At 33.2% G+C, this 7,336-nt stretch carries 5 protein-coding genes and 1 rRNA gene; 2 read left to right on the top strand and 4 right to left on the bottom strand.

Going from position 1 to position 7,336, the window contains the following annotated elements; genetic code table 11:
* Both rrf and J8H85_RS15450 read left to right on the top strand, forming a co-directional pair.
* A 5S ribosomal RNA gene (gene rrf / locus J8H85_RS19245) occupies positions 1-73 on the top strand; the annotation flags it as partial.
* Positions 74-94: 21 nt separating this feature from the next.
* A complete protein-coding gene (locus J8H85_RS15450) occupies positions 95-406 on the top strand; it encodes a hypothetical protein (protein ID WP_209656106.1) in 312 nt (103 codons plus the stop codon).
* Here J8H85_RS15450 and J8H85_RS15445 read toward each other — a convergent pair.
* The 4 genes from J8H85_RS15445 to J8H85_RS15430 all read right to left on the bottom strand — a co-directional run bounded on the left by J8H85_RS15445 (position 400) and on the right by J8H85_RS15430 (position 7,240).
* Positions 400-1,251 carry a T9SS type A sorting domain-containing protein gene (locus J8H85_RS15445; protein ID WP_209656105.1) on the bottom strand — a complete coding sequence of 284 codons (852 nt, stop codon included), beginning with the start codon at positions 1,249-1,251 and terminating at the stop codon, positions 400-402. The genes J8H85_RS15450 and J8H85_RS15445 overlap by 7 nt on opposite strands.
* Positions 1,252-1,263: 12 nt before the next feature.
* Positions 1,264-2,721: a formylglycine-generating enzyme family protein gene (locus J8H85_RS15440; protein ID WP_209656104.1), complete on the bottom strand. Its 1,458-nt coding sequence runs from the start codon at positions 2,719-2,721 to the stop codon at positions 1,264-1,266.
* Between the two features lie 268 nt (positions 2,722-2,989).
* Complete coding sequence (locus J8H85_RS15435) at positions 2,990-3,133, bottom strand: hypothetical protein (protein ID WP_209656103.1); 144 nt, start codon at positions 3,131-3,133, stop codon at positions 2,990-2,992.
* Between the two features lie 150 nt (positions 3,134-3,283).
* Complete coding sequence (locus tag J8H85_RS15430) at positions 3,284-7,240, bottom strand: hybrid sensor histidine kinase/response regulator transcription factor (RefSeq protein WP_209656102.1); 3,957 nt, start codon at positions 7,238-7,240, stop codon at positions 3,284-3,286.
* Between the last annotated feature and the right edge of the window lie 96 nt (positions 7,241-7,336).

The raw sequence follows: 7,336 nt of genomic DNA, 5'->3' as shown, positions 1-7,336 counted from the left end.
CATTCCGAACAGAGAAGTTAAGCCCGTTAGCGCCGATGGTACTGCATTGTGGGAGAGTAGGTCGTTGCCTTTTTTGGAAACCCTTCATTGAAAAATGAAGGGTTTTTTGTTTTTATATGGTTTTGGGAGGGTTAAGCCCGTTAGCGCCGATGGTACTGCATTGTGGGAGCGTAGAGTCGTTGCCTTTTTTGGAAACCCTTCATTGAAAAATGAAGGTTTTTTTGTTTTTATATGGTTTTGGAATGAAAGCTTGGGCCCTTATTCGATAGGCCGGACCTTCACTGGTAGTGCGGGAGCGATAGCAGCGGAAAGCTTTTGTAAAACTTCCATTTATGGTTTTACAAAATTTGTAACGGATAGCGCGGTTTTTGCTTTTTCGCAAAAACCCGCCATAAGTAATCAATAATGTTTTACAATGAGCTTTTTGGTTACCGCTCCATTTTCTGAAAAGATGTTTAATAGATAGATACCATCTGATAAGTTATTTACATTTATAGTGTTATTGCTGGATAAGTTTATGTTAACTTTTTTCCCTGAGATATCGAATAGTTCAATGGAAGTAATTTGTATACCTTTATTTCGTTTTATGTTGACGACATGATTTGCAGGGTTTGGATATAGCACTACTTCCATTTTAATGAATTGCTCAATTATATCTAATGTTAGGGCTGTGGTGAGATTGTTTGACGCAAATCCGTCTCCATAACCTCCTTTGTAAAGTGTGAGTATAAGTCCAGATAAGTAATTGTTTGAACTTAGTAAACTGGTATAACCATCTCCATTTCCGCCTTGAAATAAATTGTTTATGAATCCTTGTAGGTATAGAGCGTTTGCTGTTATGTTATGGGATCCATCACCAAAACTGCCTCGGTAAAGTATAGTTAATTCTTGTCCGTTAATAAGGGATTGAAATTGATTTTCGGAATATCCATCACCAGAATTACCACGATACAAATTATCAATTTTATCACCAGAAATAGTTAAAGCCGCAAGTCTTTGTGAATATCCATCGCCAGAGCTTCCTTTATAGATTTTAAAATTACCTCCTAAAAGTAATACTTGACTCGTTTTAGAATCAAATCCATCACCAGAGTTTCCTTGGTACAGCACAGCAAAGGATGCTATTTCTCCAGAGAGTCTACTACCATTTAGAGGAGATACAGTGCTTCCATCATCTTTACCACCTACGTACTGTGCGTTGGCATATTGGCAAATGAGTAGCGCACAAAAAAATCTAATTGTCGGATTCATGATGCACAGATTTTAGTTGGTTGAACGTACACCACGAAAGCCTAACCTATTATTGGCACCTGCAAGAACACTAGCGGCATCATACCTGTCTGAAACCCTTATAAAGTCTGTACCATTGAAAAATGAACCGCCTCGGTAGCCTATACCTGTGTTGGTTGTAGGCCAAGATGTAACATTTGCAAGACCTGCTGCTGATATAATTCCATTGCCATGAGTGGCTGTAAATGAGCGACCTTCTGGATTGCCAACAGTAATGCAACGTTCATATAAATTTCCACTTAATTCCATTATTCCATAATAACTGCCACCCGTTTCTTCCCTTGTTTTATTGTTAGCACTGGCAGCTAAAATTCCCACTCTTTTAGGACCGCTAGGAGTGCCATTTGTTGAGCCATATAGAGCATTTCCGGTACCAACTTCTGGATTTGTTACTAATTCATTTGGTTGCAACAGATTGATATAAGTATACGGATTAGAAGCAATATTTGAACTTCCCCATGCAAATTCATTTGCTTTTGGAGCAATAGGACCTCGACAAGCTTTTTCATATTCAAGTTCTGTAATAGGTCTTAGTCCAGCCCAATCTAAATAAGCGTATAAAATATCGTTATTTACATAGTTTAAAGGTAAATCTGGGGATGTTGTAGTTGCTGTAGCACTGCCCTCTACCCAAGAAATGGTATTTCTATTAAGTTCTGTATCTTGATTTTTGCCATTTGGCCCGGTAATATCGTTTGCTGTTTTTTGAGTTGCAGTGAGCGTATTAAAAAAACCGACATATTGTCCTTGGGTCATTTCATATTTCATACAATAAAAAGCATTATAGCCTTTTGGAAATGTTGCTGGTATGGGACCTAATTGGTCACCAGGTCTTGAGCCAACTGTAGCAACGCTATAGTAAAGATTCCCATTACCGGTGCCTACAGTAATAGCGTTTTCAGAATTTATTTGATATGGTATAAACGTAAAACCTGAATAAAATTTACCTACTTCAGTACCGCTACTGCCCACGGAAAATGTTCCTTGGGGCACATATACCATTTCTAAAGCAAATACTTGTACATCTATAATATCGTTGGTGCCAATGGAACCATAATTCCAACGCAAACGCATATTTTGCAGGTTTAAATCGCCACTACCATCGCTATCTCTATAAACAAATGCACCTACGCCGTCGGCTGTAATATTAATGGTGCTACCCGATGCAGCAACAAAATCGGTTTGGCTTAGTTGAGCATGTGCCCAATCGCCACTATTAACGCGATATTTTATAAATATCCATGCAGCATCCCAATTGGATGGACCTGCACTAATTCTCCAAGAGTTTTCCCAGCTTAAATCGAATTCGACTTGAACCCAGTTTTGAGGTGCATTTAAATTTTCTAATGAAATATTACTTACTGTAATATTGTTGGCACTTGTTAACAAACTAGCAAGCATGGCTAACGCTAAAGTAATTTTTGTTTTCATTTTATTGGATTTTAATTGATTAATTTTAATATATCAATTAGCATTTGGGAGTTTTTTTTGAATTGTAAGCTTTACTTGCTACTTAAGAAAATTAATTTTTTTTTTGAGCTAATTTTTTTTCAATTTGTAAAAATATTGTGAAATCTTTGTACGAATTGATAGGATGATAGATGTTAAAATATTGATTGAAAGAGATTTTAATTGAAAAGGGAAATAACTCCATTTTACTTTCATTATTTCCCCTTTTCCTCACTGATTAATAGCATCTTTATTTCTTTAGCTTAAAAGACTTTATAACTTTATTGTTTAGCATAATATTGAACACATAATTTCCATCTTTTAAATGATCGATATTTAAATAAATGTGTTGTTCATTATTTGGTACTTCTTTTATATCATCATTTGGTTGCATTTATTAAGTTGTTATAAATAAGTGATACAATGCTTTGCTACCAAATGTTCAATTTGTTTATTGTAAAATTAGAATGAAAGCACTAAAAAGCATATCAATTATGTAACAAAGTGTTGCACTAATGTAACATTGAGTTTAAAACGGTTGTTTTTAGTGTTTTAATAGGTACTCTGAAGGTGTGCAATGGTACACATCTTTAAAATTTTTGACAAAATAAGATGGTGTATTGAAGCCAATTTGATAAGCAATTTCCGAAATGGTAAGATCTGATTGTTTTAATAATGAAATTGCAATTTTTAAGCGCTCGTTACGGATGAGCTGCGTTGTAGATAGTCCTGTTAATGCTTTTAGTTTTCTGTGTAGTTGCATTCTACTCATCAGCATGTTTTTACTTAAAAGCTCTGAATTAAAATCTGAGTTCGTAATGTTTTTATTTAAAACTTCTTTTAGTTTTTTTAGAAATAGTTGATCTACTGACGTGGTTTTTATATCGTTCAATTCAAGAGCATTGCTATAACGTTGTTGTAGTTGTTGGCGTAATTCGATTAATTTTTCAACACGTATTTTAAGTTTATTATTATTAAATGGTTTTGTAATATAATCATCGGCTCCGGTTTTTAAACCGTCGATTTCATTTTGATCGCCACTTTTGGCAGTGAGCAAAATAATAGGGATATGGCTAGTACGTTCGTCTAGTTTTAGGGTGTTGCAAAGCTCAATACCACTAATTTTTGGCATCATAATATCGCTAATAATGATGTCTGGTATGTATTTTAAAGCCTTAGCAATACCTTGTTCACCATCTATAGCTTCTTTTATTATATACTCCTGTTCAAAAATGGAACTTATAAATTGTCTGATATCTTCATCATCTTCAACAATTAGTAGTAGCGGTTTATTTTTATCCTTTTTTGTTTTTAGAATAGTCTCAGTTCTATTTGGACTATTTTGAATCACGTTATTTTCAGTTGTTTGAAGTTCAATAATTTCAGATGCATTATAAAATGAACGTTCAATGGGCAGTGTTACAGTAAATTGAATTTCGTCTTCATTCATGGTATGTGCTATAATGTTTCCATGAGACAGTATCACCAATTCTTTAACAAGTGATAAACCAATACCTACACCATCTGCAGTTTTGTTATTTTGATAATACCTAGTGAATAATTTACCTAGATCTTTTTCCGATATGGTATTTCCGTTATTAATTATTGAAATGATAATTTGACCATTTTGTATAGTGGAATCCAAATAAATTTTCCCCTGTTTTGGTGTGTATTTTACAGCATTAGATAATAAATTGATTATTATTTTCTCAAAAACATCTTTGTCAAACCAAGCGTCGCTAATGGGCTGAATATGATGTGTGAATTCAATGTTTTTTTCTTTTGCTTTAAATTGAAAAGATGCAATAAGCTGTTTAAGTAATGCAGTTAAATTTCCTTTGGAAACGGATAAATTTAAGTTTCCTGTTTCAAGTTTTGATAAATCCAGTAATTGATCAACAAGATTTAAAAGGCGTTGCGAATTGCGTTGAACAAGTGTTAGCTCTTTTTTATCTTTATTTGAAAGTTTAGGGTTACTTAACTGCTTTTCAATGGGTCCTGAAATTAAAGTAAGCGGTGTACGAAATTCATGGGATAGATTTGTATACAATCGCGTTTTAAATTTATTAAGCTTCTTTAATCGCATGGTTTCTTCATGCTCAAATTGTAATTGCATTTTTATGTGCCAACGCCATTTTAAATAATAATATATAGCATAAGAAAGCAATGCGAACAAGACTATATACATGCAAATAGCAAGGGTACTAAAGTACCAAGGTTGTTTTATTGTGAAGGTAAAGGTAGCAGGTGTTTCATTCCAAACACGATCATAGCTGCATGAAATAACTTTAAAGGTATAGGTGTTTGGGGGTAAGTTTGTGTAATGGGCTACGTTATTGTTTCCCGATTCAATCCATTTGGTATCATGGTTTATGAGCTGATATTTAAATAAATTACGTGCAGGTTGCGAAAAATGAAGGCTGGAAAAGGTAAATGTTACGGTGTTTTCATCATCTTGTAATTCCAAATTTTCAACTAATGGACGTTCTTTAGAGAAAACTTCAAATTTAGAAATAATGGTTCTTGGTTTTATGGTATTGTAGGTTAGGTTTTCTGGATGAAACCAATTAATGCCTTCTAAACCTCCAAAATATAAATTACCGTTATGGTCTTTAAAATAGGCACCGGTATTAAATTCACTGCTTTGTAAACCATCAAACACACTGAAATTTTCAAAACTTATAGCGTTTTCTGATGGATTAAAACAACTTAGTCCATTATTGGTGCTTAACCAAAGTCTGCCTTTATTATCGGGTAAAATTCCATAAACCACATCATTTGCAAGTCCATTTTTTTGGGTGTAGGTTTTAACAGTGTTGTTCGAAATATTATATTCTTTTAATCCAGCACCAAATGTGCCAACCCATAACAAATTATTGTGAGCGTAAAGCGATTTAATTTTGTAGTTTAAGCCATTAAGTTTCGTGATTTTATTTATGCTTCTATCCAATTTAAAAACGCCATCATTATCTGTTCCTATCCAAACCGTTCCATCATCCGATTTTATTAAGGTTTTTATGTTATTGGAAGTTAGACCCGAATTATTCTTATTGTATTCTTTTATGATTCCTTTGTTTTTGTCGAATAATAAAATGCCATATAGTTCGGTACATAACCATTTTTGGGTAGGGGACTCATCAGTAATCCGCCAGATTGTAAAGTTTTCTAATTCTGGATAAGCCTTAAAATTCCCTGAAGCATCCATAATATTAAGTCCATTTGCTTGATGTCCAATCCATAATTCGTTGTTGCTGTAGTTAAGGCTAATAATTCTATTGCTAGATATTTTGGAATTATCGGTAGTAAAGGTTTTGTAGGTTTCAGCACTTACATCAAAATACGTTAATCCCTTTCCAGAGGTGCCAATCCAAAGATTTTGATGAGCATCAGTAGTTAGACTCCTTACCATATCTACATTCACACTTTTAGGAACTTGGTTATTAGTTAAAATATTAAATTTCACTAAATGTTCGTCGTAATAACTGGCTCCAGTACCATCAGAACCGAACCATATAACCCCACTTATATCTTCATATAACGATAACATATCATTGTAATGAATAGCAAACGGGTTGTTTTTGTTGGCTTTAAAATTGGTTATTTTGTTTGTTTTGTTGTCTATTAAATAAACACCGTTCCCATAAGTGGCAATCCAAAGTCTATCTTTTTTGTCTACCAGCAAATCTTCAATATTTAAATTATCTGGCAGGTTTGTATTATTATATTTCTTGAATTCTTCACTGCTTGGGGATTTTAAAAATAGACCATTGCCATAGGTTCCTAACCACACTGCGCCGTTAGTGTTTTTTTCGAGTGCACTAAAATTAATGTTTGATGATTTGTTTGTTTGTAATTTTTCATATGAATTATCTCCATAGATTTTGAAAACGTTATTAGTAGCCGCAATCATCAAATCATTTTCAATTTCAATATAATCGTATACTGTTATAAATCTATCTTCTGGTTTAAAAACTTGTATAGTATCTTTAGTTTTTGCATCAATTTTTAATAGACCATTATCATATAAGCCTATATAAGTGTTTAATTTTTTGTCTTGAAAAATGGAACTAGCTGCATACGGCAATTTAATATGTCTAAAGTTGTCGGTTTTATTTTGATAGAGTTCAAGTTTTCCCGAGTGTGTTATAATCCAAAGGCGGTTTTGTTTATCAATATATACTTTACCAAGCTTGCTAAAGGTGCTTCGTGTAATGTCTTCAAACTGTTTATCATAATGAATAAAATATCGGCCATCATATTTGTTTAAACCATCTTGGGTTGCAAGCCATAAATACCCAATACTGTCTTGAGCTATGCTAATAACACTGTTTTGAGACAAACCATCATTGATAGATAATGTTTTAAAAGAGAATTGTTTAGTGATACTGGTAGTCGTACTATTAATATGAGATACATTTTGAGCTGCCGTAGTAATTGCAAAAAAAATTACAAAATAGGTAAAAAAAGTAAACTCTAAATTAGTGTCTTTATCAAATGACATAAATACATCTTTATTAGCTTAGTTGGAATTGCTTAATAAACAAGGTGTTACTAAGGTAATGATTTTTTGTATTTCATAAGGGTTAAAATGGAACGT

It is taken from the genome of Mariniflexile gromovii, assembly GCF_017814435.1.
Taxonomy (GTDB): Bacteria; Bacteroidota; Bacteroidia; order Flavobacteriales; family Flavobacteriaceae; genus Mariniflexile; species Mariniflexile gromovii.
The sequence above is the reverse complement of the archived record's forward strand: the minus strand, read 5'-3'. Positions and strand labels throughout refer to the sequence as shown.

Coding starts and splice junctions, on each gene's coding strand:
- J8H85_RS15435 (WP_209656103.1), bottom strand. CDS start 3,133: ATGCAACCAAATGATGATATAAAAGAAGTACCAAATAATGAACAACAC.
- J8H85_RS15445 (WP_209656105.1), bottom strand. CDS start 1,251: ATGAATCCGACAATTAGATTTTTTTGTGCGCTACTCATTTGCCAATAT.
- J8H85_RS15440 (WP_209656104.1), bottom strand. CDS start 2,721: ATGAAAACAAAAATTACTTTAGCGTTAGCCATGCTTGCTAGTTTGTTA.
- J8H85_RS15430 (WP_209656102.1), bottom strand. CDS start 7,240: ATGTCATTTGATAAAGACACTAATTTAGAGTTTACTTTTTTTACCTAT.
- J8H85_RS15450 (WP_209656106.1), top strand. CDS start 95: ATGAAGGGTTTTTTGTTTTTATATGGTTTTGGGAGGGTTAAGCCCGTT.